Here is a 22622-nt window from a genome sequence, read left to right on the forward strand (position 1 = left end):
CCCGTCATTGACAATGGGAAGCGGCCCTCTCTGCGGGAGCTTTGACATGCCTGAGGGGAGGCGGAGGTCATCGCACCGTCTACAATGGTCGCCTGCTTCCTCGGCCGGGAGATCCCGGTTGGAAGGGGCGGAGCTTGTACTGGATGGGTCGCTGTCAGGCATGTTGCAATTTTGACGGTGAAACAGTGCCGACGCAAGAGGCGCCGGGCGAAAATCCTTATAGCGTCTTGATGTGACAGTTTCGCCAACGGCAGCAGCACCGCATCTGCGCGTCTTAAAAGAGGCGCAGCAGGCTGCCTTGTCATCAGTAAAGCTGGCGCAATACACCGTAAATTAACAGCATCTTTGTATTTTCATTAAATTGCGAACGATTTCCGCGACGTGCAGCCACGTCCTGAAATCAGTTCTCGGTTAGGGGGAAGCCGGGACGGAATAGATCGGTGCGCGATCGACGACCTGCCCGCTCGAGGAGGTTAAGCGCATGCAGTTCAAATCGGCGACCGAACGCAACATTTTTTCCGTGGCAGCCTGCGGTGTCATCACCACGATCGCGGCATCGGGCGTTCTTTCTTACATCGCCTACAACGATATGCGCAAATCGAGCCTCGACGAGATGCTGCAGATCGCTGCTGCCAACTCGCTCAACGTCGAGAAATCCATGAGTGTGGCGCTCGGCATCGTCAATGCGTTGGAAACGTCGCTGTCGACGATGAAGGATGGCGGAAACGCCAATCGTGCGGCCGCCGACGCCCTGCTGAAGAACATGCTGCAGGATAATCCGATGGCGCTCGGTGTTTGGACCGGCTGGGAACCGAATGCCTTTGACGGCAAGGACAAGGATTTCGCCGGCAAGGAAGGCCATGACACGACCGGCCGCTACGTGCCTTACTGGGTCCGCAGTGGCGACAAGATCCAGCACACGCCCCTGGTCGACTATGCCGTATCGGGCGCCGGCGATTACTACCAGCTGCCCTTTACCCAGAAAAAGACCGTGGTCGTTGAACCTTATGTCTACGCGGTCGACGGCAAGGACGTGCTGATGACCTCGGTCGCCAAGCCGATCATGGTCGAGGGCAAGGCGCTCGGCGTCGCCGGCATGGATATTTCGCTCGACGACGCCAACAAGGCGATCTCGGCAGTCCACCCGATGGAGACCGGCTATCTCAGCCTGGTGACGGGCGCCGGCAGCATCATCAGCCATCCCTCCGCCGAGCTCGCAGGCAAGAATATCAAGGACGGCGGTGATCTGACCGCCGGCTGGGATCAGTTGATCGCCAAGCCCGGTGTCGAGCAAGAGATCGCGGGCCCGGACGGCCAGACCTATTTCTCGGTCGCCTATCCGGTAAAGCTCACGACTGACCTGAACTGGTACGCCGTCGTTTCGGTGCCCAAATCCACCGTCTTTGCCCAGCTCAACAACATGGCCTGGAGCGCCGTTGCGATCACCGCCATCGCTGCTCTCCTGCTCGGTCTTTCAGGCTGGCTCATTGCCCGTAAATTCATCCGCCGCATAGAGGGCGTGATCGCCGAGACCGATCGTATCGCCCATGGCCAGCTCGACGTGCAATTGAGCGACAGACGTGCAAAGGACGAAATCGGCGACCTCTCGCGCTCCCTCGCCATCCTGCTGGAAAGCAATCGCCAGAAGATCAAGCTCGAAGCCGATGCGGAAACCTCCCGGGCCCGCGAAGAGATCGAACGGCAGGAGCGTTCCGTCCACCATGCCGCGCGTGAGGATTCGATCAAGTTCGCAGTCAGCGAACTCGGCAACGGACTGGCCGGCCTTTCGAATGGAGACATGACCGTCCGGCTGGAAAAGCCCTTTGCCGACTCGCTTGACGAAATCCGCGTCGATTTCAACGCCTCTGTCGAAAAGCTCCAGGCGGCCCTGATTTCCTTCTCCGAAAACGCCGCCGTCATCCAGGCCGGTTCGGAAGAAATCCGCTCGGGCGCCGACGATCTCGCCCGCCGCACCGAACAGCAAGCCGCTTCCGTCGAGGAGACCGCCGCCGCGCTCGAGCAGATCACCACCTCGGTCAAGGACTCCACCCTTCGCGCCGAAGAAGCGGGCGCGCTCGTCAGCCGCACCAAGGAAGGTGCGGAAAAGTCCGGAGAGGTCGTGCGCAATGCCGTCGACGCCATGACCGGCATCGAGCAATCCTCGCAGTCGATCTCCAACATCATCGGCGTGATCGACGATATCGCCTTCCAGACCAACCTGCTGGCCCTCAATGCAGGCGTTGAGGCAGCACGTGCAGGGGAGGCCGGCAAGGGCTTTGCCGTCGTCGCACAGGAAGTGCGTGAACTGGCGCAGCGCTCGGCGACGGCCGCCAAGGAGATCAAGGCGCTGATCACCTCGTCCGGCGCCCAGGTCAAGCGTGGCGTCGATCTCGTCGGCCAGACCGGCAAGGCGCTGCAGGCGATTGTTGCCGAAGTCCAGCAGATCAACAGCAATGTCCAGGCGGTCGTCCAGGCCGCCCGCGAGCAGTCGACGGGTCTCCTGGAGATCAACACGGCAGTCAACCAGATGGACCAGTCGACCCAGAAGAGCGCCGCAATGGTCGAGGAATCGAATGCCGCCTCGCACACGCTGGTGACTGAGGTGTCTGCACTCTCGGAGCGTCTGGCGCAGTTCAATCTCGGCCAGATGGCAAAGGCGGCCCCCGTCGCGCGGACGGCTGCCAAGCCGCTCGCGCGCCCGGTCGCGGCGACGCTTGCGGCGCGCAGACAGGTTCCCGCCTCGGCCACCGACCATGCCAAGCCCGCTCCCTCGCCGGCCCGCGCACTCGGCGGTAAGCTCGCAGCCGCTTTCGGCACCTCAGCCGCACCGGCTTCGACCGAGGGCAACTGGGAAGAGTTCTAGGCATTTGGCGCGCGTCCTCGAAGCCGGCAGATATTGTTTTCCTCAAGCGGACAGGCCTGCAAGGATAGGACGCGCTCAATTTTAATTTGAAAGCATTCGATATCTCGCGCTAAGGTCACACAAAACCAGCATCAGCGCAAAGTCTTCGGAGTTGCCGGTGACGTTTTCCGATCCGCCAATCGCCTTTGACCGCATGCTCATCATGGGCAATGGCGGCGCAGGCAAAACATGGCTTGCCCGTCGTATCGGTGAACAGCTTCACCATCCGGTTGTCCACCTTGATGACATGCATTGGGAGCCGGGGGGCTACGGCATCGCTCGCGACAGCGCGTTGCGGGATGAGATGGTCAAGACAGCGGCCGAACGCGATGTCTGGGTCATGGAGGGCGTTTACGGGCAGCTGGCGAACATGGTCCTCAGCCGCACGACGATCCTGGTCTGGATTGATCTGCCGGAGGAGGAATGCATCGCCAACATCAAGCTGCGAGGCATCCAAGGCGGCGAGACCGAAACGCAATTCGATGGCCTTTTGAAGTGGGTGGCCGAATACCGGAGTAGAGCGAACAACTGGAATTCATTTGAGACGCACGCGCGACTGTTCTCGGTCTTTTCCCGTCCGAAGTTTCAGTTATCGAGCCGTGAGGCAGTCACCGATTTTGCCGACCGGTTGTCCACCAGCATCGACGAGGCCGCCGATGAAAGAGCCCATATTTCCGAATGACGAGGGCAAAGACGCCTGGATCGTCGTCCAGGTGTCTGCGGATGAACACTGGAACGCCTACCACGACATCCGCCGCGCTGTCCTTTTCGAGGCCCGCGGGTTGATTGGCTATGATGCGAACCACCCCGATGATCGAAGGGATGGGCATTTCCCTTTGCTTCTTCTGCTTGAAAATACGCCGGTCGGTGCGGCTCGCCTCGATCTGACGGGAGACGAGACAGCATGGGTGCGAACCGTCGCAATCAGCGAGGAATGCCAGGGAAAAGGGTACGGGCGGATGCTCATGACCGGTCTCGAAAAATTCGCATCACAACACGGGGTCGAGAGACTGCTTGTGAATGCGGCGCGAGACGCCGTGGGATTCTACGGCGCGCTCGGGTGGACCGTCGTTGAATCCGGCGGTGAAAACCCGGTGCTGACTAAGGAATTGCGAACCGGGCCTGAATGGTGAACTATTGCGCTGACCGCGAGCTGCTCAGACGTTCTCGTGGAGCTTCTGCAACCAACGCCGAGGTCACGATGCTCATTATTTTTGGCGGTCTGCCTGGCAGTGGAAAGACGACGATCGCCCGCGCTTTGGCCGAACGGTTGAATGCGGTCCATGTGCGCGTCGATACCATCGAGCAGGCAATTCGCGCTTCCGGGATAGCCGATGATGCCGGGCCTGCAGGCTATATCGCGGCTTACGGTGTCGCCGGAGACAATCTGACCCTCGGCAGAACCGTTATCGCCGACTCCGTCAACCCGCTCCGGATAACCCGGTCAGCGTGGCTTTCGGTCGCGCAAGCGGCCGGGGTGGCGGCGGCCGAGATCGAGATCGTTTGCTCGGACAAAGCCGAGCACCGCAACCGCGTTGAAACGCGCCTCACCGACGTCGAAGGTCTGGTAAAGCCGACATGGGAAGAGATTTCCGAAAGAGCCTATGACGAATGGCACGATGCAACCGTCATCGATACGGCTTCGAAAACTGTCGACGCCGTTTTGGATGAGCTGGTGAGCCGATTGAAGTCGCTGGCGATGCGATGACTACGAAACGTCCTGGTTGAAGATTTTAAATGAATTTTCTGAGTTTTCGCAACGAAAGGTTCGCGCGCCTCAGCTATTTATGGACGAAATTTTCAGGGGGGACGGAATGAGAGTTGCATTGCGCGCGACGGCTTCAGGAATATGTATTGCGGGGTTTTTCACCTGCTTGGCCACGCCGTCAGGGGCTCAGGAGCTGCCGAATGGCTGGCGTCCGCCACCGGCGCTGCGTCAGGGGATGACGAGTTTTCCTGAAAGCTACATGGCGCAACTCTTCCAGCCGTTTCGCGCCTCAGCGGGTGCCGATCGGGTCTTGAGGCAGGAGGATATCGAGCGGTTGAAGCAGACCGCCGCGGCAAGGCAACGCGCTTCGGGTGTCACCACTTTCTTCGCTTCCGATCTCGATGGCGACGGCCATTTGACGCTTGCCGAATTCAAGGATGCGCAGGAGCAGCCCTGGTACGAGACATCCATCGATATCTCCTCGGCACTTGGCAAGGGCTTCGCCAAACTCGACCTCGATGGTGACGGCACGGTGACTTTCGAAGAAGCGAAAGCGGCTGCCGAAAAACCAGGTCAGACGGAATCCGGCCGCGATGTCGCCGGTCGGCTCCAGCAGCTTCTTGCCGTTGATCCGAACCAAGACGGCACTTTGACGGCGGCTGAGCTGGAACAGCTCGGCCGCGCCGCCTTCGCCTATTACGACCGCGACAAGGATGGTGTTCTGAGCAAAGGGGAAAGGACGGCTGTCTCCGCTGAAAATTCGCAAGACGACGAGATACTGCGACGCAAGCAAGAGGTTGCACGCTGCATGTTCCCGCGCGCAGCCGGTCAGGAAGACGTATTCTTCGTCAATGCATACGGTGTTGGCGCGCTTTCCAGCGTCAGTCTGGTGGGACAGGACGAGGTGACCGAAACCGCCGAGATTGTCGTGGAGCCGGGCGAAACACCGCTTTACATCGTGGAACTGGCCCGATCGCCGACCATCTGGCGTGTCACGGGCGATGCCAAACGCGTCACGCGTTTTGTTGCGATGTCGCCGGCGAAAGCCGCGGGTGTTACCGGTCTGCCGAAAGATGCGGTCACGCTTTTGCCGGGTACCAACTGCATTTCAAGCCGGCTGACGGACAGGCCGAGCGCCGCCCAGGCGACCGCGGTGGCATTCGAGGATGCTATCGGCAGCCCTGTTCGCGGTATGATCGATAGCCCGCGCGTGAGCATGAAGCTGCCATCGGACGCCACGGCGCCGGAAAAGACGCCGGGCAATCGGACAAGCGTTCTACCCCCGCCGATGCCGCCACGCTGGGATGAGGACCCATTGAAGAGCCTGCGAAGCCGCCGTCCAGGCGAGCTCGTCGAGATCGACGCCGCCAGTGTCGTGGCTTCAGCCGATGTGGCGCCATACGAGGTTCCGCCGCTCGAATTCGGGCTGATGAAGCTCCTGCAGGACGGATCGATCGAGGCCAATGGCAGGCAGTTTTATACGATCAGGAAGCCGATCGCGCGCCTGCCCGCTGGCCTTGGCAGAGGCTACCAATATGTCTTCGACCTCGCGCCGGGCATAGAGCCGCCATCCAATCTCTTCAACCGGCCGAAGTGGCAGGTGCAGTTTCCACCAAGACCGTAGCGCAGCCACCAAGGAGACGGTGATGTCGTCTGAAAACGGCATCATGCACGCACGTCGTCGCCCCGCGAGGATCGTGTTTGCGCACCGAACGTGGCAGATGGTAGCTTTCTACTGAGTTCCGCAAAATCCTATCGTCCAATAGACAGGTTCCCTGTCGCCAATTCTGCCCGGCAAGCCTCACCAAAATCGAGGAGAAAGTTCATCTCGCCGGAACGCGCGAGATCGCGGATTTCAGAGAGTGAGCGATTTGGCGTCAAATAGGTCTCGACGATCCTTACCATTGCCAGCTCGGCTCCATCCACGACCGGGCGGGATGCGATCAGACGCATGTGGGCGACCAACGCATAAAGCAGCACGAGGTCGGAGACGTCGTCCTTCTGGTGGCTTATTGCGTCACCATAAAGCCGCGTGGCTTCGGTGATGAAATCGGAAAACAGCTTTTCGCGTTTGGCAATCTCGGCCTCGCGTTGTTTTTCCTTCACCTGTGATCGATGCGTCAGCCAGGTGGAGGCAAACGAGGTCAGGCTGCCAATCGCGATGCCGGCGAGCCCCATCAGAGCAGAGATGTATGCGTCCATGAGATTTCTCCTCGGAACGAGCCGGCGCGGGCACCACGTAAATGACAGAGTGGTTGCCCGCGAGCCTCAAGCCCTACTCGGCAAGCGGAGGACCCACCCACACGCCTGATGGTATTGCAGGGATACAATTCGCCAATCCGTCGAGCATGCCTTGCAAGACGCTCTCAGTCAGCTCCTCCATCTTGTCGCTGGGGCCGACGAGGCGATCCGCCAGCAGCAAAGTTAGACCGTGCATTTGAGACCAAAAAACAAGAATCGCCCCATCGATCGTGCGGGTATTGGCCTCGGTATCTGCAATCGGGCGCCCGAGAGCGCCGTCGGAGATCGCGCCAACTATAAGGGCTTTCATGTTGTAAGCCGCCGTTCTTTCGATCGCGGGGCGCCTTTCGTCCTGCCCGGCGAGGTAGCCGCCGAACATCAATCTGTAGAGCGCCGGATTGTTGACGCCGCCGGAGACATATGCGCGCGCCATAGCGGTCAGCCGCTCGCGCGGACTGTCGAGTTCCTTGGTCGCTTCGGCCATCCGCTTCGCCAGCAGTTCGAACCCAACCGCCGAGACGGCTCCCAGCAATTCGCGCTTATCGGCGAAGTGTTTGTACGGGGCGTTGTGACTGACGCCCGCCCGACGTGCGAGCTCACGAAGCGAAAACTCCGTGCTTTGAGATTCGCTGAGGACGTCCAGGGCGGCCTCTACGATCGCCCTCTGCAGGTCGCCATGGTGGTACGGGCGCTGGTCTTTCGTGGAAATGTCTTGGGTCATGCCATCCATTTAGGTTGTTAAGTTGCTCATGTCAACATTCTGTTCGATGGATGTTGACATTGTCTACTCTAGCACTTAAGTGGGCGATGTCAACATGCTGCGGCCGGTCCGGAACGGCAGCGGGATCAACAACCGAGGTAAACTGCATGGCCGCTCAACATCTGGTCAAAAACAAGACGCACCGCATGGCGGAGCGCCCGCCATTCGAGCGTATCGCGCTGTTGTTGCAAGGCGGAGGAGCGCTCGGCTCATATCAGGCCGGCGTCTATCAAGCATTGGCCGAAGCCGGTCTGCATCCAGACTGGGTCGCCGGCATCTCCATCGGTGCTATCAACAGTGCCCTGATTGCGGGCAATCCGCCTGAAAGACGAGTGGAGGCGCTCCGGAGCTTCTGGGAGACGGTAACCGCCCCGGTTCACGGGTTTCCCACTCTGTTTTCGGCGATGCTGGGGGCGATGGGGCTCCAGGGTGATTTCGCGCGTGGCCTGCTCAATCAGGCACACGCCTTCGCCACCCTTATGGACGGCGCCGCGGGCTTCTTCACGCCCCGTCCGGTGCCGCCCTTCTTTTCATCCGCCGGCAGCATCGAGGCGGAAAGCTTTTACGACGTCGCACCGCTGAAGGCGACGCTGGAACGACTGGTGGACTTCGACCGCATCAATACAGGGGCCATGCGTTTCAGCGTCGGCGCCGTCAACGTGCGCACCGGCAACTTCGAGTACTTCGACACTACGACCCACAATATCCGCCCCGAACATATCATGGCGAGCGGCGCCTTGCCGCCGGGTTTCCCGGCCACGAGGATCGACGGCGAGTGTTACTGGGACGGCGGCCTCATATCGAACACGCCGCTGCAATGGGTCCTCGACAACGCGCCGCGCCAGGACACGCTGGCCTTCCAGGTCGACCTCTGGAGCGCGAGTGGCGAGTTCCCGCGTGACCTCCTCGGAATCGAACTGCGGCAGAAGGATATCCGCTTCTCGAGCCGCACGCGCGCGGCGACCGGCCATTTCAAGACGCAGCAGCGGCTGCGCCGCGCACTCGGCCATCTCGTCGAACTCGTCCCGCAGGACGCGCTGCTGCAAGCCGATCCGGAGATCAAGCTGCTCGTCGATCAGGCCGACGAGAAGGTCTACAACATCGTCCAGCTCATATATCGCGCCAAGAAATACGAAGCGAGCTCCAAGGATTACGAGTTCTCCCGGCTGACGATGGAGGAGCACTGGGCCTCCGGCTACAACGACGCCCTTCGAACACTGCGCCACCCCGAGGTGCTGCAGCGGCCCGGCACGCAGGACGGTGTCGCCATTTTCGACTTCGATTGAGTTTTCACCCAAAGAGAAGAGCACGACCATGAAGATCGCCGCAGTCCGCGAAAATGCCTTCGCGATGCCGCTCAACAATCCGGCCTATCCGAGGCCACCCTACAAGTTCTACAACCGCGAATTTGTCGTCATCAACTACCGGACCGATCCGGAGACCCTGCGCGCCGTCGTGCCGGAGCCGCTGGAAGTGATTGGCGACACCGTCGCCTATGAATTCATCCGCATGCCGGATTCGACCGGCTTCGGTGATTATACGGAAACCGGGCAGGTCATTCCGGTGCGTTTCACGACGCGATCGGGCAAGGTGCAGGAAGGCAGCTACGTGCATGCCATGTATCTTGACGACAACTCTCCGATCGCCGGCGGCCGGGAGATCTGGGGCTTTCCGAAGAAGCTGGCGACGCCGAAGTTGTCGCACGAGCAGGAGACGCTCGTCGGGACGCTCCACTACGGCTCGGTTATGTGCGTGACAGCGACCATGGGCTACAAGCATCGCGAGCTCCCGCTGGAGCCGCTGGCAAAGGCGATGGCGAAGCCCGCCTTCGTGCTGAAGGTCATCCCGCACGTCGACGGTTCGCCCCGGATTTGCGAACTCGTGCGCTACTATCTTGAGGATGTGACGCTGAAGGGCGCATGGGCCGGGCCGGCAGCCCTGCAATTGTTCGAACACGCGATGTGCGACGTCGCGCGTCTACCCGTGCGCGAGGTCACCTCGGCCAGCCATTACGTCGCCGACCTGACCCTCGGCCTCGGCGAGGTCGTGTTCGACTACCTCCAAAACGACTGATCTCCTGCAACTGAAAGGAATTATCCATGTCTCGATTTGATGGAAGAGTAGCGATTATCACCGGAGCCGCGAGCGGCATCGGCAAGGAAGTCGCGCTTCGCTTCGCAGCCGAAGGCGGCATTCCCGTGATCGCCGACCTCAATCTCGACGCCGCGAACGCAACGGCCGCCGAGATCAAAAGCAGGGGCGGCGATGCCTTCGCCGTGGCGATGAACGTCGCCGACGAAGAGCAGGTGGAAAAGGCCGTTGGCGAGGTGATCGCCAAGTTCGGCAAGATCGACGTGCTGGTCAGCAACGCCGGCATCCAGATCGTCAAGCCGCTGGTCGACTTTCCCTTTGCGGACTGGAGAAAGCTGCTTTCGATCCATCTCGACGGCGCCTTTCTGACCACTCGCGCCTGCCTCAAGCACATGTATGCCGCCAATTATGGCCGAGTGATATACATGGGCTCCGTGCACTCCAAGGAAGCCTCGAAGCTGAAGGGGCCGTATGTCACGGCCAAGCACGGACTGATCGGACTGGCCAAGGTACTGGCAAAGGAAGGGGCCGAACACAACGTCACGGCTAACGTGGTCTGCCCCGGCTTCGTGCGCACGCCGCTCGTCGACAAACAGATCCCCGAACAGGCGCGGGAGCTCGGCATCAGCGAGGAGCAGGTGGTCAAGACGGTGATGCTCAAGGACACGGTCGACGGCGAGTTCACCAGCACCGATGACGTGGCCGACGCTGTTCTCTATTTCGCCGCAGCCAGGTCCAATGCCGTGACGGGTCAGTCGCTGGTCGTGAGCCACGGCTGGTTCATGCAGTAGGATCGATTGCGGACGGACAGACGGACGACACCCTTTGCGGCGCCGTACGACTGGAACGCTCCAGACCCCGGACCAACTCTATCTCGCGACGAGCCGCAGTGGGCTCGCGCTATCTCGTTCTTGAGTATCAAAGGAAATGAACATGAAAGTCTGTAATGGTTTGCGGCGGGCCCTCACGAAGGCCCGGCGACCTTCGGTGGCCACGAGCCGCTCTGTCGGTGGTGCAGGCGTGTATGGAGTGACTGCGATGCTGCGGCATGCCGCCCAGACTACTGCGCTCGGCATGTTCGTAGGATTCGCCACACTGCCGACAGCCAGAGCGGATGAGCCGAGCCCGCCGATAAAACGGGCGATCAGCGACGAGGCCGCGACCGCCGTTTCGCAGATGGGAAAGACGCTCCTTGCCAGGGACCTGACGATCACGGCTAGAACGATCAGCATTTATCTGGATCAGTCAGGACAACCGCTTCACATCTTCCATACGATGAAAATCACCGTGCGCCGTCCCGACCGGATCGCTGTCGAGTTTACCGGCGATGACGGCAAGCACGATCTGTTCTACGACGGCAAGTCGGCCTCGGTCTTCTTTCCCGACAGCAAGAAATACGCAACGATCCCGGCCTCGGGCGACATACCATCTGCGCTCAACGAGGTGGCAACCAAGCTGGACGTCGATTTTCCGCTCGGCGCCCTTTTTGCAGACTTTCCGGACAAGGTCCTGTTGGGCGATGCCTTGGCCGCCTGGCAGGTGGGAACGGCTACCGTCGACGGCATCGAGTGCCGGCATCTGTTTTTCTCTCAGAAGTCCGGCATTGATCTGGAATTGTGGGTCGAGAAGAATGCCGCGGCGACGCCGCATCGTCTGGTCGTCACCTACCCGTTGCTGCAGGGCCAACCAAGCTTCGTCGCCGAATTCACGAGTTGGAAGATCCAACCTCCTCTGTCCGACTCCGAATTCACCTTTGAACCTCCCGCCGATGTGAAAAAGATCGGCCCGACACCAGCCGTCGCATCGGGAACGAAAGGGAGCAAGTGATGAACTATCTGAAGCGCACCTGCTTTGTTTTTCTCGCTTTCACGGCCATCACATCGGATGCGGCATTCGGTCAGTTTGGACCGCCCCCTGGCGGTCCGCCGCCCTTGCCGTCTGGAGGTCCACCCCACCTGCCGTCGGGAGGGCCGGGAGGGTTCCCACGTCCGCAGATAGGCCGCACCCCGCGTCCGCCGATGGCGAGCCACGGTCGGCCGCCGATGCGCGTGCAGAACCGTCCACCGGTGAACCCTCGTACTCGTGTGCCAAATGTCGGTGGCGCCAAGGGGCGATTGGCGGAAGGGCCTGGCCGCGGACGGGGCAACCTGTCCGGAAATATCCGCAACACGCTGAACTCGGGCGGTAACGTCAACGGGATCCGCTCCTTCATGAATTCCGGGGGCAATATCGTCGCGAAGGACTCAGGCAACCTCACCGTCAACAATTCCGGCGATCTCAAGGTCTCGGGCAACGGTAACGGTTACTTTGGCCGTGGATATTATGGTCGTGGAGACGGCGTCGGCGGCGGCCATGGTCACGGAGAGTATGGCGGTGGAGACTATGGGCGCGGATACGGCCGTGGAGACTATGGCCGTGGATACTATCGCCGCGAAGCCTACGTCCTGGGCGGGTATGCGGCAGGCGTCGCCGTCGGTACTGCGGCAGCTTCGAGCACAGGCGGAACTACGTATTCCTATGGAGATCAGTCTGGATCCACTACGAGTTCCTCTGGCGTAGCGTCCTCGAGTTCATCCCAAGGCAGCGGGGGCTCTGCCAACGCGTCGTCGTCGGGTTCGCATCACGGCGGCTCTTCGGGTTCGTCTCTCGCCAGGTCTTCAGGCTCTTCCGGCGGGATATATGTGAACTCTTCCGATCAGAGCCGTTCGGACCCGGCCGTCGTCGGCGGCGGCGGAACGGACCAGAGGGGCGGCGATAGCAGCTCCCAGTCTGCGAATCCTCTGATCGTTGGCCTGTTTGAGAGCCTGCCGCCGGAGGGCGCGGCATGGACGTCCGAAGATGCGGTCGGCTGGCTTCAGGCCGCTGCCGCCAATCTGCGGATCGTCTATAAGATCCAGGAAAATATCGTGGTCACGGGCGAAGTTCCGCCGCCGAATTATGGTCGCGGGCCTGGCGGGAATTAGATTCCGCTCGGCACGGGAGGCTCAGGCCGGACGTCGCATGAGGCATCCGGCCTTGCCACGCATCGAAGAATGCGAAGCTCCGTCCGCTCTGACACAATTCACCAAATCAGTATCTGCGTTCCGAACGCTGCATGAGCCCGCTCATCACGAGGTCGATGTGCGCCTCAAGAAGCGCCTTGCCGTCGATAGGTGTTCGATCCGCAAACATGAGACGCCAGACGGCAACTTGAAAAATCGAACTCGCGAGCACGTCCCGCGCATAGGCCGCCGCGTGTTGGCAAAACTCTCCCGATTTCACGCCTTGCTCGATTAGGGCCGCGAGGGCCGCAAGCGTCGGCGTGATGAAGCGGCGATGATAGCAATCGACTGCTTCGGGAAAGCGAGTGCCTTCGGCGAGGGACAAGCGCAGGAGGTCTCCCGTCTTTCGGTCGTTGGCCGTGCTTTCATAAGAGATCAGCAGCAGGGCCCGTATCCGGTCGGCGGTGGATCCACGAAGGCTGCCGATGGCGGTCGAGGGGGCTGCGTATGACGTGGAAGCGTGGCTAAACGTTTCCTGGAAAAGAACTTCCTTGGTCGGGAAATAGAAGTAGATCGTTCCCTTTGTTATCCCCAGTCGGGCTGCGACGTCTTCGACACGCGTCGCCGCATAACCCTTCGCCGCGAACTGCGCGAACGCGGCCTCTAGTATTTCATCAGGACGCCTTGCCTTCCGCTCCGCCCTCGATGTCTTCTTTTCAACTCGTTTCATCACATCCCATTGGATTCTTTGAGGATATCCGGAGACACACCTTTGGTGGTCCGCTCAGGATCCTTGGTGGTGGCGCGATCTGCAGTGGCAGCCGCGATTTGACCGTACCCGCTCATCTTGTCTCGATGTTGCGCGTGTCAACATTTTTGATCTAGATATGTTGACATCGTCTACTTTACCCATTAAGTGGGCGTTGTCAACATCGGGCGATGGCCTGTTAGGAGCAAAAAATGCAGTCCTTTCGATTGCTGGGAATTGGTCTCGCCTGCGCAGTTCTGGCTGCCTGCGAAGAAAAAGCTGAAGTTGCGCCGCCGCCGCAGCAGGTCCGCGTCGTTGCGGCCGCCGAGGCTCGGTATCAACCGGGTGCGGAAATCACCGGCGAGGTGAAGGCAAGGGTTCAGACCGAACTCTCCTTTCGCGTCAGCGGCCGGGTTCTTGAGAGAAGGGTCGACGTCGGATCGCATGTCCACGCCGGCGACGTCCTTGCCCGGCTCAACGACACGGAACAACAGGCGGACGTCAGCGTCGCCCGCGCGGCGCTGGAGTCGGCGCAGGCCATCGTTGCGCAGAAGACACTCGCCTTCGACCGGGCGAAGTCACTCCTGCAGTCGCAGGCCGTTCCAAGGGCGGTCTTTGACGATGCCCAGAAGGAGCTGCTGAGCGCACAGGCTTCCCTCGAGGCGGCCGACGCCGCGCTCGCGACGGCCGAGGACGCGCTGTCCTACACCGAACTGAAGGCCGCCGCAGACGGCATCATCACGGCGCGCGGCATCGAAGCCGGGCAGGTGGTATCAGCAGCGCAGTCGGCCTTCACGCTCGCCCATGACGGACCGCGGGATGCGGTGTTCGACGTCTTCGAGGCCTTCTTCCTGGATGGCCGGCCGCTAAACGACGTCGAGGTCGCACCGGTCTCCGACCCCTCGCGCGACGTTCATGCCAGCATACGGGAGGTTTCGCCCGTCATCGACGCGAAGGCAGGCACGATCCGGATCAAGGTGGGGCTCCAGGAGGGCGCGCCATGGCCGCTCGGCACGCCTGTCGTGGTCAAGCTGCGCGCCTCGCCGCGCGACGGAATCGTGCTCCCCTATACCGCGATCGCATCAGCCGAAGGCGAACCCGCCGTGTGGCTCGTCAACACTCAAAACCATTCCGTTTCGCTCCGGAAGATTTCGGTCGACCGATACCGCCAGAGCGATTTCGTCGTCACCGGCGGCGTCGCCGCACAAGACCTGATCGTCACCGAAGGCGGAAAATTTCTCAAGGAAGGCCAGGCAGTCGCCTGGGAAGGCAAGTGAGATGACCCTCAACCGCATATGTACCTCTCTTCCATTTCTTCTATCGATCTCCCTGCTTGTCGGTTGCGACCAAAGTACGGAAGCAGGAGAGCAGGCGACGCCCCGTCCTGTCAAAGTCGTCATGGCTACGCCCGAACAGGGCAAAATCGCAAGCTCGCCCGGCGTGGTGCGGGCCCGCATCGAGACTGACCTGGCGTTTCGGACGCTCGGGCGAATGGTCTCTCGCAAGGTCGATGTCGGCGACCTGGTGCACAAGGGCGATGTCCTGGCGGAAATCGATCCTCTCACTTTGCAGCTCGCAGTCAGAAGTGCGGAGGCCGAACTTCGCAACGCCCAGGCGCAGTTGGAGAACGCCGCGACGACCGAAACGCGCAAGCGAAAGCTTATGCAGAGCAGCGCAGCAAGCGTTGCCGATCACGATCTTGCCGAACAGCAGCTCAAGTCGGCTACCGCCAATGCCGCGAAAGCAACCGCCAGCCTTGCCAAGGCGAATGAGCAGCTAGGCTACGCCGAGCTGAGGGCCGAGTTCGACGGCGTCGTGACCGCCACGTCCGCAGAAGTGGGCCAGACGGTTTCAGCGGGCCAGCCGGTCTTGAAACTGGCACGCCTCGAGCAGCGCGACGTGGTCGTCGACGTGCCGGAAGCGCAGTTCAGTCGCATTCGCCTGGACGACCGCTTCAGCGTCGCCCTCCAGCTCGACAGCAGGATCCAGGCCACTGGCGTGGTCCGCGAGATCGCGCCGCAGGCCGACCCCAATACCCGCACCTATCGGCTGAAGATCGGGATCGATCAGGCGCCGGACATCTTCCGCCTTGGCGCCGTAGTCACCGTTACGCCGCTTGTCGGAGAAAGGAAGCAGGCGATCACGCTGCCGCTCTCCGCCATCCGTCATAAAGACGGTGCCAGCCAGGTATGGGTGGTGGATCGCTCCACGGCCCAGGTCGCCCTGAGGCCGGTTGAACTGGAAGGTCCCGCGTCCGCCCCCCGTTCCGTCCTGGTTCAAGCGGGCCTGCGGGAAGGGGAAGAGATCGTCATCGCCGGAGTCGATGAGCTCACCGATGGACAGAAAGTGCAACTCGGACAGGAGCCACGCCCGTGAATAAATTCAACCTTTCGGACTGGGCGCTCGAGCATCGTTCGCTTGTCTGGTACTTCATGATCATGTTCGCGGTGGCGGGCGCCTTTGCTTATCTTGGGCTCGGCCGCGAAGAAGATCCGTCCTTCACGATCAAGACGATGGTGATCCAGGCCCAATGGCCAGGCGCTTCTGCCCAGGAGGTGACGCAGCAGGTTACCGACCGCATCGAAAAGAAGCTGCAGGAGCTCGACAAACTGGAACATACCCGCAGCATTACGACGGCCGGTCAAACGATCGTCTTCGTCGATTTGCTGCCGGATACAATCGCGCTGGACGTAAAGCCCACCTGGTCGCGCGTCCGCAACCTGATTGACGATATCAAGCACGAATTCCCCCAAGGCGTCGTCGGACCCTTCTTCGATGACCAGTTCGGCGATGTCTATGGCAACATCTTCGCCTTCACGGGCGACAGCGGACTTAGCCAGAGGGAATTGCGCGATTTCGCCGAGAATGCCCGGACGCAGATCCTCAGCATCCCCGACGTCGGCAAGGTCGACATCGTCGGCGCGCAAGACGAGGTGATCTACCTCGAATTCTCGACCCGCAAGATCGCCGCCCTCGGCATCGACCGTTCGGCCATCATTGCCACGCTGCAGGCGCAGAACGCCGTCACCCAGTCCGGCTTTGTCGAAACCGGACCGGAGCGGGTCGCCTTGCGGGTCGGCGGGCGCTTCATCTCCGAAGACACCTTGCGCGGGATCAATCTTCGGGTAAACGACCGCTTCTTCCCGCTGACCGACGTCGCCATGATCACCCGCGGCTATGTCGACCCGCCGACGTCGCTCTTCCGCTTCAACGGAAAGCCCGCCATCGGGCTCGCGATTGGTATGAAGACGGGCGGCAATGTGCTTGCCTTCGGGGAATCGCTTGACAAGACGATGAGCAAAGTCACCCAGGAGCTTCCGGTCGGCGTCTCCGTCGAACAGGTATCCGACCAGCCGAAGGTGGTTGAAGAGGCAGTCGGCGGCTTCACAAAAGCTCTGTTCGAGGCGGTCGCGATCGTGCTCGCGATCAGCTTCATCAGTCTGGGGATGAGGGCGGGCCTGGTGGTGGCAATCGCGATCCCGCTCGTTCTCGCCATCACCTTCATGGTCATGTTCTACACCGGCATATCGCTGCAGCGCATCTCGCTCGGAGCGCTGATCATCGCGCTCGGCCTCCTTGTCGACGACGCCATGATCGCCGTCGAGATGATGGTTGCACGGCTGGAAACGGGCGACAGTCTCACGAAAGCGGCTACCTACGTCTACACATCCACGGCCTTCCCGATGCTGACGGGCACGCTCGTCACCGTCGCGGGTTTCATCCCCGTCGCTTTTAACAAGAGCAACGCCGGCGAGTTCACCTTCTCGCTCTTTGTCGTCATCGCGGTTTCGCTCGTCGTTTCGTGGGTGGTCGCGGTCGTGTTCACGCCCCTGATCGGTGTGACCATTCTTCCAAAAACGATGAAGAAGCACGCCGAGCATAAGGGGCGCTTTGCCAGGGTGTTTTCAAGCCTGCTGCAGTTCTGCCTGCGCTGGCGCTGGATGACGATCGTCGCGACGGTTCTTCTCTTTGCGGGATCGATCGTCGGTCTGTCGATGGTGCAGCAGCAGTTTTTCCCGAGCTCCGACCGTCCGGAACTGATCGTCGACTGGAACCTGCCGCAGAACAGTTCGATCGCCGAAACGAGCCGCCAGATGGCCCAGTTCGAGCGTGAGATGCTGACTGGCAACGCTGGCGTCGAACATTGGTCGACATACGTTGGCAGGGGTGCGCCGCGCTTCGTTCTTTCCTTCGACGTGCAGCCGGCTGACGTTTCTTTCGGCCAGACGGTCGTTGTCACCAAGGACCTCGACATCAGGGACAAGCTGAAGCAGCAGATGGAAACCTACCTTCAGAAGACGTTTCCGGGAACGGACGCTTACGTGAAGCTTCTGGACATCGGGCCTCCGGTTGGCAAGCCGATCCAGTACCGTGTGTCCGGCGAAAATCTGCAGATGGTGCGCGACCTGGCACAGAAGCTGGGCTCGATCGTCGGCACCTATCCTTCCCTCAGGAACATCGCCTTCGACTGGAACGAGCCGGCCCGTGTCGTGAAGATTGACGTGCTGCAGGACAAGGCCCGACAGCTCGGCGTCTCGTCCCAGGACATCGCAATGGCGCTCAACACCGTCGTACAAGGGAATGCCGTAACGCAGGTTCGGGACGACATCTATCTGGTCGATGTCATCGGCCGTGCCGCGGAAAAGGAGCGCGGCTCGATCGACACCCTGCTTGACCTGCAACTGCAGAGCAGCAGTGGTCAATCCGTCCCGCTGTCATCCGTCGCAACCTTCCGTTACGAGCTTGAGCAACCGACGATCTGGCGGCGCGACAGAGTTCCGACCATCACGATCAAGGCCGGCATCGGCGATGCGACGCAGCCGGCGACCGTTGTGAAGGCGCTCTCCGACAAGGTTTCGGCTTTCGAAAAGACGATGCCGGCCGGGTATTCCGTGAAGATCGGCGGCGCGGTCGAGGAAAGCGCTAAGTCGCAAGGCCCGATCGCCAAGGTGGCGCCGGCCATGTTCGTCATCATGGCGACGCTGCTGATGATCCAGCTTCAGAGCTTCCACAGGCTGTTCCTGGTCTTCTCGGTAGCGCCGCTGGCCCTCATCGGCGTCGTCGTGGCGCTGCTCGCCAGCAACTCGCCGCTTGGGTTCGTCGCACTCCTGGGTGTGCTCGCGCTGGTCGGAATTCTCATCCGCAACTCCGTGATCCTGATCGTGCAGATCGAGGAGTTGCGCGCAGAGGGAATGTCGGCGTGGAAGGCGGTGGTGGAGGCGACCGAACACCGCATGCGGCCGATCATGCTCACTGCCGCAGCCGCGACCTTGGCCCTGATCCCGATCTCGCATGAGATTTTCTGGGGTCCCATGGCCTACGCGATGATGGGTGGGATCGTCGTCGGGACGGCGCTGACACTTCTCTTCCTGCCGGCGCTCTACGTCGCCTGGTTCCGGATTCCTCGCGAAGTCGAGCAGCATTGAGATGACCACATCGCTCTCACTCCCTGGGCGCATTGCCCAGGGTCTCACCGGGTTTGGGGTCGCCAAGGCGATCGCTGCCCGCTTGGGGCGCGCCGTCCCGGTCCTTGTGGCCCTATCCCTTGTTACATCGGGTTGCGCCAACCGGGTGCAGGATGTCCTTCAGCCTCTCGCCGTGACCCCGACCGGCACAAGCCGGGTCACCATGCTGGTCGCTACGACACGCAAGCCTTCGGAGGATCCCGGCAAGCTTTATTCCGGCGACCGCGGGACGGCGATTTCCCTTAACAGCGTCGACGTATCCATCCCGCCCGATCGGAACCGTAAGATCGGAGAGGTGCAGTGGCCGTCCCGCATGCCGCCCAACCCGCAAAAGGAGTTTGCGGTCACGCAGGTTGCCAAGGTGCAATCCGAGGGCCAGGCGTTCGACTGGTACCGGAAGAATCGAAACAAGAAGCATCAGGTCGTCATTTTCGTGCATGGCTTCAACAACACCTACGCCGACGCGGTCTTCCGTTTCGCGCAGATCGTCCATGACTCGGGAACCGACGCCGCACCGATCCTCTTCACCTGGCCATCAAGGGGACGTGTCTTCGATTACCTCTACGACAAGGAGAGCGCCAACTATTCGCGTCGCGCTCTGGAGGATCTGATCCTCCAGGCTGCGAAAAGTCCCGATGTCTCCGATGTGACGATCCTCGCCCATTCCATGGGCGGCTGGCTTGCGGCCGAGGCGCTGCGCGGCGTCGCCATGCGCGAGAAATCAATCCCGACGAAGGTCAAGAACGTCGTTCTCGCATCGCCGGACATCGACATCGACGTGTTCCGTCGCCAGTTCACCGAGATGGGGCCGAAGCGGCCGCACTTTGTGATCTTGACGTCCACACGCGACAAGGCGCTGGAGGTCTCCGGCTGGCTATCTGGTGGCATCGACCGCGTCGGCGGATCCGATCTTAGACCCTACGTGCCTCTTCTCGACGAACTCGGCGTTTCGGTCATCGACACCAGCGCCATCGCGACGAACGATCCGCTCGGCCACAACGCCTTCGCCGACAGTCCCGAGGTCGTGCGCCTGCTTGGGCGGCGGCTGGCAGGGCAGAGCCTCGAGGGCGGAAAGGCAAGCGTTGCCGATCAGATCGGGATGACAGCGGCCAATTTCGCCGGCTCGGCAGCGCGCGTAGCCGTTGCGGCTCCCGTCGCGGTCATCAGCCCGGAGGCGCGAGAAATCCTGAAGCGGGAACTCTCCTCGAATGAGGGGAAGATGGTGGATGGTCAGATTGCGTACTGATCGTCAGCCGCCTCGATCAGACGCTGTCTGAGACCCGTTCGCATGAGGACCAGATAGGATTGGCATATGGAAGTTGGCACGACCGTAAAAAACCAGCCGCGAGCTGGCAATATGTCCTCGATCATCGAAGCCGGCACGGCAGCGTGCCGGCTGTACGGGCCTGCGAAAACAAACGTCGCCGATATCGCTCGACTGCTGGGGAAGTCGCCGGCAAGTGTGTACAAAATCTTCCCCTCCAAGGCGGCGATTTGGGATGCCATTGCCGGGAATTTTTTCGAAACGGTTCTCCGCTTCACCCCGTCTGCCGACGGCGAGCTCACCAGTGCGGCGAGCCGCCTGAAAGAAACCGCGCTCGGACAACGCCGCCTGATGCTGCAGGCCCGTCACGGTGACAGCCAGATGTTCCATCTCGTTGTTCTCGCCGCAGAAGGCAGTTGGCCATCGTTCAGAGACCATCTGAAGCGACTTCATGCGTATGTCGGGGAGCTCGTTTCCACTGGCATCGCGACCGAAGAGTTCGTTCCAAGGAATGTTGACGCGGCCGCTTCCTGCTTTTGCGCCTCAATCATCTCCTTATGGGACCCCAGAATTATTGGCGCCCTGCCTTTGAGTCACTGCGAGCTATCAGCCCATGAACTCGCTTCCTTCGCAGTTGCAGCTCTCAGCCAAGTTCCCCCAGGCGAGGAGAGCATGGCTGCGGAATGACGCCACCAGATGCGGCCGCTAGGCCGCAAGGATGGTGATCCCGTAGGCATTGGCGGCCGCCATCATGCGGGCGATGGTTTCGGCCGAAGGGCTAACTTTCGGGGGCTCCGTCGTGCCTTCCGCTTCGATGAACTCGGCCATGTCCCGGTCTACGATCGCGGAAAAGACCACGGGGATGGTTCCGCGGTTGGAATAGCCGTGCACCATGAAGGGCGGGATGGTGACGATGTCGCCGGCGCTGGCCTCGATCTCTTCAGGGCCGCTGTCGCTCAGGCGCCAGATCGTCAGGTTTCCCTCGATGATGCGGAAGACTTCGGGGCTCGCATGGGCATGTTTTGGAGTCCGGCTGCCTGGTGGCACGGTGACGTCGAAGAGATTGAGCCAGGTTCCACTGATTCTAAGCCGCCGCTCGACCCGGTCGCCGAGGACGAAAAACCGCTTGGGCTCGTTGCTCGCGGGCATGTTCACAAATGAGTTGGACATCATGTCTCTTTCTTTTTCTTACGGGCTTTTTCTTGCGGACGCAGCCGTTAGACCTTTGCGACGCCTTTGACAACCCGCCCTGTTGTTGGGGGTAACACCGCCGAACGCGCTTCAAAGAAGCGCGCCGCGTCAGCCGAAGCGATGAACAAGCGGCTCCGTTGCCAGGGGTTCAGCGCGGCTCGCGCGCCACTGCGTCACGAGACTGTCGGGGCCGATATCAGTACTTCGTGGCGTTTCCGCAAGGCCTGCCAATGCCGCATCAGCTATGCGGAAATGAAGGAGGCCGGAAGGGTTCGAAAGGCTCTGCGCCTGTAATACCGCCGACACAGAAGGGGCGCATAGAACGCGGCGGCCGTTCTTGGGGCCGTCCTTTCACGCCGTCCCGGCATTCACATTGATCATTCACATTGATGGAGCGCATCCATGTCCTCTCTTCCCGTCGTCGGCGCCGCCATGACGCTCGATGAAGTCGAATTTCACCGTGACTGGCTCTTCGAAAAGTCCCGCGATCTCGAATTGCAGAGCTTCATCGATGCCGAGGTTCTGAACGGCGACTGGGCGCCGCTTGCCGCCCGCGCCAGGCGGCTTCTCGACGGTCATGGTGGCCGCCTCGGCATTCACGGCCCGTTCTGGGGCTTCACCATCGCCTCGGAAGATCCCGATATCCGCGCCGTCGTCACCCGGCGCCTGCTGCAGGGCCTCGATGTCTGCGCCGCCATCGGCGCGAACCATATGGTCATCCACAGCCCTTATACGTCCTGGTCCTACAACAATCTGGACGACAATGCCGGCGCTCGCGAAGCCTTGACCGAGCGCACGCACATGACCCTGCGCGACGCCGTCAGGCGTGCCGAGGATATCGGCTGCACCATGGTCATCGAGAACATCGAGGACAAGGATCCGCACATTCGCGTGGCGCTTGCCGAGAGCTTCAACTCGGCCGCCGTCGCCGCCTCGATCGATACCGGCCACGCCCATTATGCCCATGGCTATACCGGTGCGCCGCCGGTCGATTACTACGTCAAGGCCGCCGGCAATCGCCTCCAGCATGTCCACCTGCAGGATGCCGACGGATATGCCGATCGCCACTGGAGCCTCGGCGAAGGCTCGATCCACTGGCACGCCGTCTTCACGGCCCTTGCCAATCTCGAAAGCAATCCGCGCCTCATCATCGAGATCAAGGACAAGTCGAAGATCCCGGCTTCATCAGCTTTTCTCGCGTCGATCGGCGTGGCTGAATAAGGCCAATTGTCCGTTCCGCTCTCCCTCTTTCCGATGCAGGAGAGGGGAGG

General features: G+C 61.2%; 20 protein-coding genes. 16 read left to right on the plus strand and 4 right to left on the minus strand.

The window, feature by feature from the left end; genetic code table 11:
- Positions 1-481 precede the first annotated feature (481 nt).
- The 5 genes from RlegSU303_RS04800 (at position 482) to RlegSU303_RS04820 (ending at position 6234) form a co-directional block, all read left to right on the plus strand.
- Positions 482-2863, plus strand: a complete 2382-nt coding sequence (locus RlegSU303_RS04800; protein WP_231283521.1) for a methyl-accepting chemotaxis protein — start codon at positions 482-484, stop codon at positions 2861-2863.
- A 157-nt stretch (positions 2864-3020) separates the two neighbouring features.
- Positions 3021-3584, plus strand: coding sequence for an AAA family ATPase (locus RlegSU303_RS04805; RefSeq protein ID WP_231283522.1), 564 nt, complete (start codon positions 3021-3023; stop codon positions 3582-3584).
- A complete protein-coding gene (locus tag RlegSU303_RS04810; protein WP_168268278.1) occupies positions 3559-4035 on the plus strand; it encodes a GNAT family N-acetyltransferase in 477 nt (158 codons plus the stop codon). The genes RlegSU303_RS04805 and RlegSU303_RS04810 overlap by 26 nt, the downstream gene beginning before the upstream one ends.
- A 68-nt stretch (positions 4036-4103) precedes the next feature.
- Positions 4104-4610, plus strand: a complete 507-nt coding sequence (locus RlegSU303_RS04815) for an AAA family ATPase (protein WP_168292444.1) — start codon at positions 4104-4106, stop codon at positions 4608-4610.
- Positions 4611-4869: 259 nt separating this feature from the next.
- On the plus strand, positions 4870-6234 hold the full coding sequence (locus RlegSU303_RS04820; protein WP_231283523.1) for an EF-hand domain-containing protein: 1365 nt from the start codon (positions 4870-4872) through the stop codon (positions 6232-6234).
- A gap of 128 nt (positions 6235-6362) precedes the next feature.
- On the opposite strand, the gene RlegSU303_RS04825 is transcribed toward RlegSU303_RS04820, so the two are convergent.
- The gene (locus tag RlegSU303_RS04825) at positions 6363-6812 is read right to left on the minus strand and encodes a hypothetical protein (RefSeq protein WP_027665055.1); all 450 of its coding nucleotides are present in this window, start codon (positions 6810-6812) and stop codon (positions 6363-6365) included.
- Between the two features lie 73 nt (positions 6813-6885).
- On the minus strand, positions 6886-7572 hold the full coding sequence (locus RlegSU303_RS04830) for a TetR/AcrR family transcriptional regulator (RefSeq protein WP_027665056.1): 687 nt from the start codon (positions 7570-7572) through the stop codon (positions 6886-6888).
- A gap of 146 nt (positions 7573-7718) precedes the next feature.
- Here RlegSU303_RS04830 and RlegSU303_RS04835 point away from each other — a divergent pair, with 146 nt between their 5' ends.
- The 5 genes from RlegSU303_RS04835 to RlegSU303_RS04855 all read left to right on the plus strand — a co-directional run bounded on the left by RlegSU303_RS04835 (position 7719) and on the right by RlegSU303_RS04855 (position 12665).
- Positions 7719-8897, plus strand: coding sequence for a patatin-like phospholipase family protein (locus RlegSU303_RS04835; protein ID WP_027665057.1), 1179 nt, complete (start codon positions 7719-7721; stop codon positions 8895-8897).
- 28 nt (positions 8898-8925) lie between these two features.
- Positions 8926-9684, plus strand: a complete 759-nt coding sequence (locus tag RlegSU303_RS04840) for an acetoacetate decarboxylase (protein WP_027665058.1) — start codon at positions 8926-8928, stop codon at positions 9682-9684.
- A 26-nt stretch (positions 9685-9710) separates the two neighbouring features.
- Positions 9711-10493 carry a 3-hydroxybutyrate dehydrogenase gene (locus tag RlegSU303_RS04845; protein ID WP_231283524.1) on the plus strand — a complete coding sequence of 261 codons (783 nt, stop codon included), beginning with the start codon at positions 9711-9713 and terminating at the stop codon, positions 10491-10493.
- A gap of 136 nt (positions 10494-10629) precedes the next feature.
- Complete coding sequence (locus RlegSU303_RS04850) at positions 10630-11529, plus strand: DUF2092 domain-containing protein (protein ID WP_231283525.1); 900 nt, start codon at positions 10630-10632, stop codon at positions 11527-11529.
- Between the two features lie 239 nt (positions 11530-11768).
- Positions 11769-12665, plus strand: coding sequence for a hypothetical protein (locus tag RlegSU303_RS04855; RefSeq protein WP_231283526.1), 897 nt, complete (start codon positions 11769-11771; stop codon positions 12663-12665).
- Between the two features lie 106 nt (positions 12666-12771).
- On the opposite strand, the gene RlegSU303_RS04860 is transcribed toward RlegSU303_RS04855, so the two are convergent.
- Positions 12772-13413 (minus strand): TetR/AcrR family transcriptional regulator, encoded by a 642-nt coding sequence (locus tag RlegSU303_RS04860; RefSeq protein ID WP_168292452.1) that lies wholly within the window; start codon positions 13411-13413, stop codon positions 12772-12774.
- Between the two features lie 230 nt (positions 13414-13643).
- On the opposite strand from RlegSU303_RS04860, the gene RlegSU303_RS04865 reads away from it, so the two are divergent.
- The 5 genes from RlegSU303_RS04865 to RlegSU303_RS04885 all read left to right on the plus strand — a co-directional run bounded on the left by RlegSU303_RS04865 (position 13644) and on the right by RlegSU303_RS04885 (position 20847).
- Positions 13644-14708: an efflux RND transporter periplasmic adaptor subunit gene (locus tag RlegSU303_RS04865; RefSeq protein WP_168292453.1), complete on the plus strand. Its 1065-nt coding sequence runs from the start codon at positions 13644-13646 to the stop codon at positions 14706-14708.
- 1 nt (position 14709) lies between these two features.
- Complete coding sequence (locus RlegSU303_RS04870; RefSeq protein WP_231283527.1) at positions 14710-15807, plus strand: efflux RND transporter periplasmic adaptor subunit; 1098 nt, start codon at positions 14710-14712, stop codon at positions 15805-15807.
- The gene (locus RlegSU303_RS04875) at positions 15804-18857 is read left to right on the plus strand and encodes an efflux RND transporter permease subunit (RefSeq protein ID WP_269207226.1); all 3054 of its coding nucleotides are present in this window, start codon (positions 15804-15806) and stop codon (positions 18855-18857) included. Before RlegSU303_RS04870 ends, RlegSU303_RS04875 begins: the two co-directional genes overlap by 4 nt.
- Before the next feature lies 1 nt (position 18858).
- Entirely contained in the window at positions 18859-20142 is a 1284-nt protein-coding gene (locus RlegSU303_RS04880) for an alpha/beta hydrolase (protein WP_231283528.1), read from the plus strand.
- Positions 20143-20208: 66 nt separating this feature from the next.
- On the plus strand, positions 20209-20847 hold the full coding sequence (locus RlegSU303_RS04885) for a TetR/AcrR family transcriptional regulator (RefSeq protein WP_231283529.1): 639 nt from the start codon (positions 20209-20211) through the stop codon (positions 20845-20847).
- A gap of 18 nt (positions 20848-20865) precedes the next feature.
- Here RlegSU303_RS04885 and RlegSU303_RS04890 read toward each other — a convergent pair whose 3' ends face one another.
- The gene (locus tag RlegSU303_RS04890; protein WP_231283530.1) at positions 20866-21333 is read right to left on the minus strand and encodes a cupin domain-containing protein; all 468 of its coding nucleotides are present in this window, start codon (positions 21331-21333) and stop codon (positions 20866-20868) included.
- Positions 21334-21753: 420 nt separating this feature from the next.
- Here RlegSU303_RS04890 and RlegSU303_RS04895 point away from each other — a divergent pair, with 420 nt between their 5' ends.
- Positions 21754-22572 carry a sugar phosphate isomerase/epimerase family protein gene (locus tag RlegSU303_RS04895; RefSeq protein WP_231283531.1) on the plus strand — a complete coding sequence of 273 codons (819 nt, stop codon included), beginning with the start codon at positions 21754-21756 and terminating at the stop codon, positions 22570-22572.
- Positions 22573-22622 lie beyond the last annotated feature (50 nt).

Source organism: Rhizobium sp. SU303 (assembly GCF_021052345.1).
Lineage (GTDB): Bacteria > Pseudomonadota > Alphaproteobacteria > Rhizobiales > Rhizobiaceae > Rhizobium > Rhizobium laguerreae.

What these genes read in the sequence shown, in the direction of transcription:
- RlegSU303_RS04800 (WP_231283521.1), top strand. Translation starts at nt 482, where the DNA reads ATGCAGTTCAAATCGGCGACCGAACGCAACATTTTTTCCGTGGCAGCC.
- RlegSU303_RS04810 (WP_168268278.1), top strand. Translation starts at nt 3,559, where the DNA reads ATGAAAGAGCCCATATTTCCGAATGACGAGGGCAAAGACGCCTGGATC.
- RlegSU303_RS04815 (WP_168292444.1), top strand. Translation starts at nt 4,104, where the DNA reads ATGCTCATTATTTTTGGCGGTCTGCCTGGCAGTGGAAAGACGACGATC.
- RlegSU303_RS04820 (WP_231283523.1), top strand. Translation starts at nt 4,870, where the DNA reads ATGGCGCAACTCTTCCAGCCGTTTCGCGCCTCAGCGGGTGCCGATCGG.
- RlegSU303_RS04825 (WP_027665055.1), bottom strand. Translation starts at nt 6,812, where the DNA reads ATGGACGCATACATCTCTGCTCTGATGGGGCTCGCCGGCATCGCGATT.
- RlegSU303_RS04830 (WP_027665056.1), bottom strand. Translation starts at nt 7,572, where the DNA reads ATGACCCAAGACATTTCCACGAAAGACCAGCGCCCGTACCACCATGGC.
- RlegSU303_RS04835 (WP_027665057.1), top strand. Translation starts at nt 7,719, where the DNA reads ATGGCCGCTCAACATCTGGTCAAAAACAAGACGCACCGCATGGCGGAG.
- RlegSU303_RS04840 (WP_027665058.1), top strand. Translation starts at nt 8,926, where the DNA reads ATGAAGATCGCCGCAGTCCGCGAAAATGCCTTCGCGATGCCGCTCAAC.
- RlegSU303_RS04845 (WP_231283524.1), top strand. Translation starts at nt 9,711, where the DNA reads ATGTCTCGATTTGATGGAAGAGTAGCGATTATCACCGGAGCCGCGAGC.
- RlegSU303_RS04850 (WP_231283525.1), top strand. Translation starts at nt 10,630, where the DNA reads ATGAACATGAAAGTCTGTAATGGTTTGCGGCGGGCCCTCACGAAGGCC.
- RlegSU303_RS04860 (WP_168292452.1), bottom strand. Translation starts at nt 13,413, where the DNA reads ATGAAACGAGTTGAAAAGAAGACATCGAGGGCGGAGCGGAAGGCAAGG.
- RlegSU303_RS04865 (WP_168292453.1), top strand. Translation starts at nt 13,644, where the DNA reads ATGCAGTCCTTTCGATTGCTGGGAATTGGTCTCGCCTGCGCAGTTCTG.
- RlegSU303_RS04870 (WP_231283527.1), top strand. Translation starts at nt 14,710, where the DNA reads ATGACCCTCAACCGCATATGTACCTCTCTTCCATTTCTTCTATCGATC.
- RlegSU303_RS04880 (WP_231283528.1), top strand. Translation starts at nt 18,859, where the DNA reads ATGACCACATCGCTCTCACTCCCTGGGCGCATTGCCCAGGGTCTCACC.
- RlegSU303_RS04885 (WP_231283529.1), top strand. Translation starts at nt 20,209, where the DNA reads ATGGAAGTTGGCACGACCGTAAAAAACCAGCCGCGAGCTGGCAATATG.
- RlegSU303_RS04890 (WP_231283530.1), bottom strand. Translation starts at nt 21,333, where the DNA reads ATGATGTCCAACTCATTTGTGAACATGCCCGCGAGCAACGAGCCCAAG.
- RlegSU303_RS04895 (WP_231283531.1), top strand. Translation starts at nt 21,754, where the DNA reads ATGTCCTCTCTTCCCGTCGTCGGCGCCGCCATGACGCTCGATGAAGTC.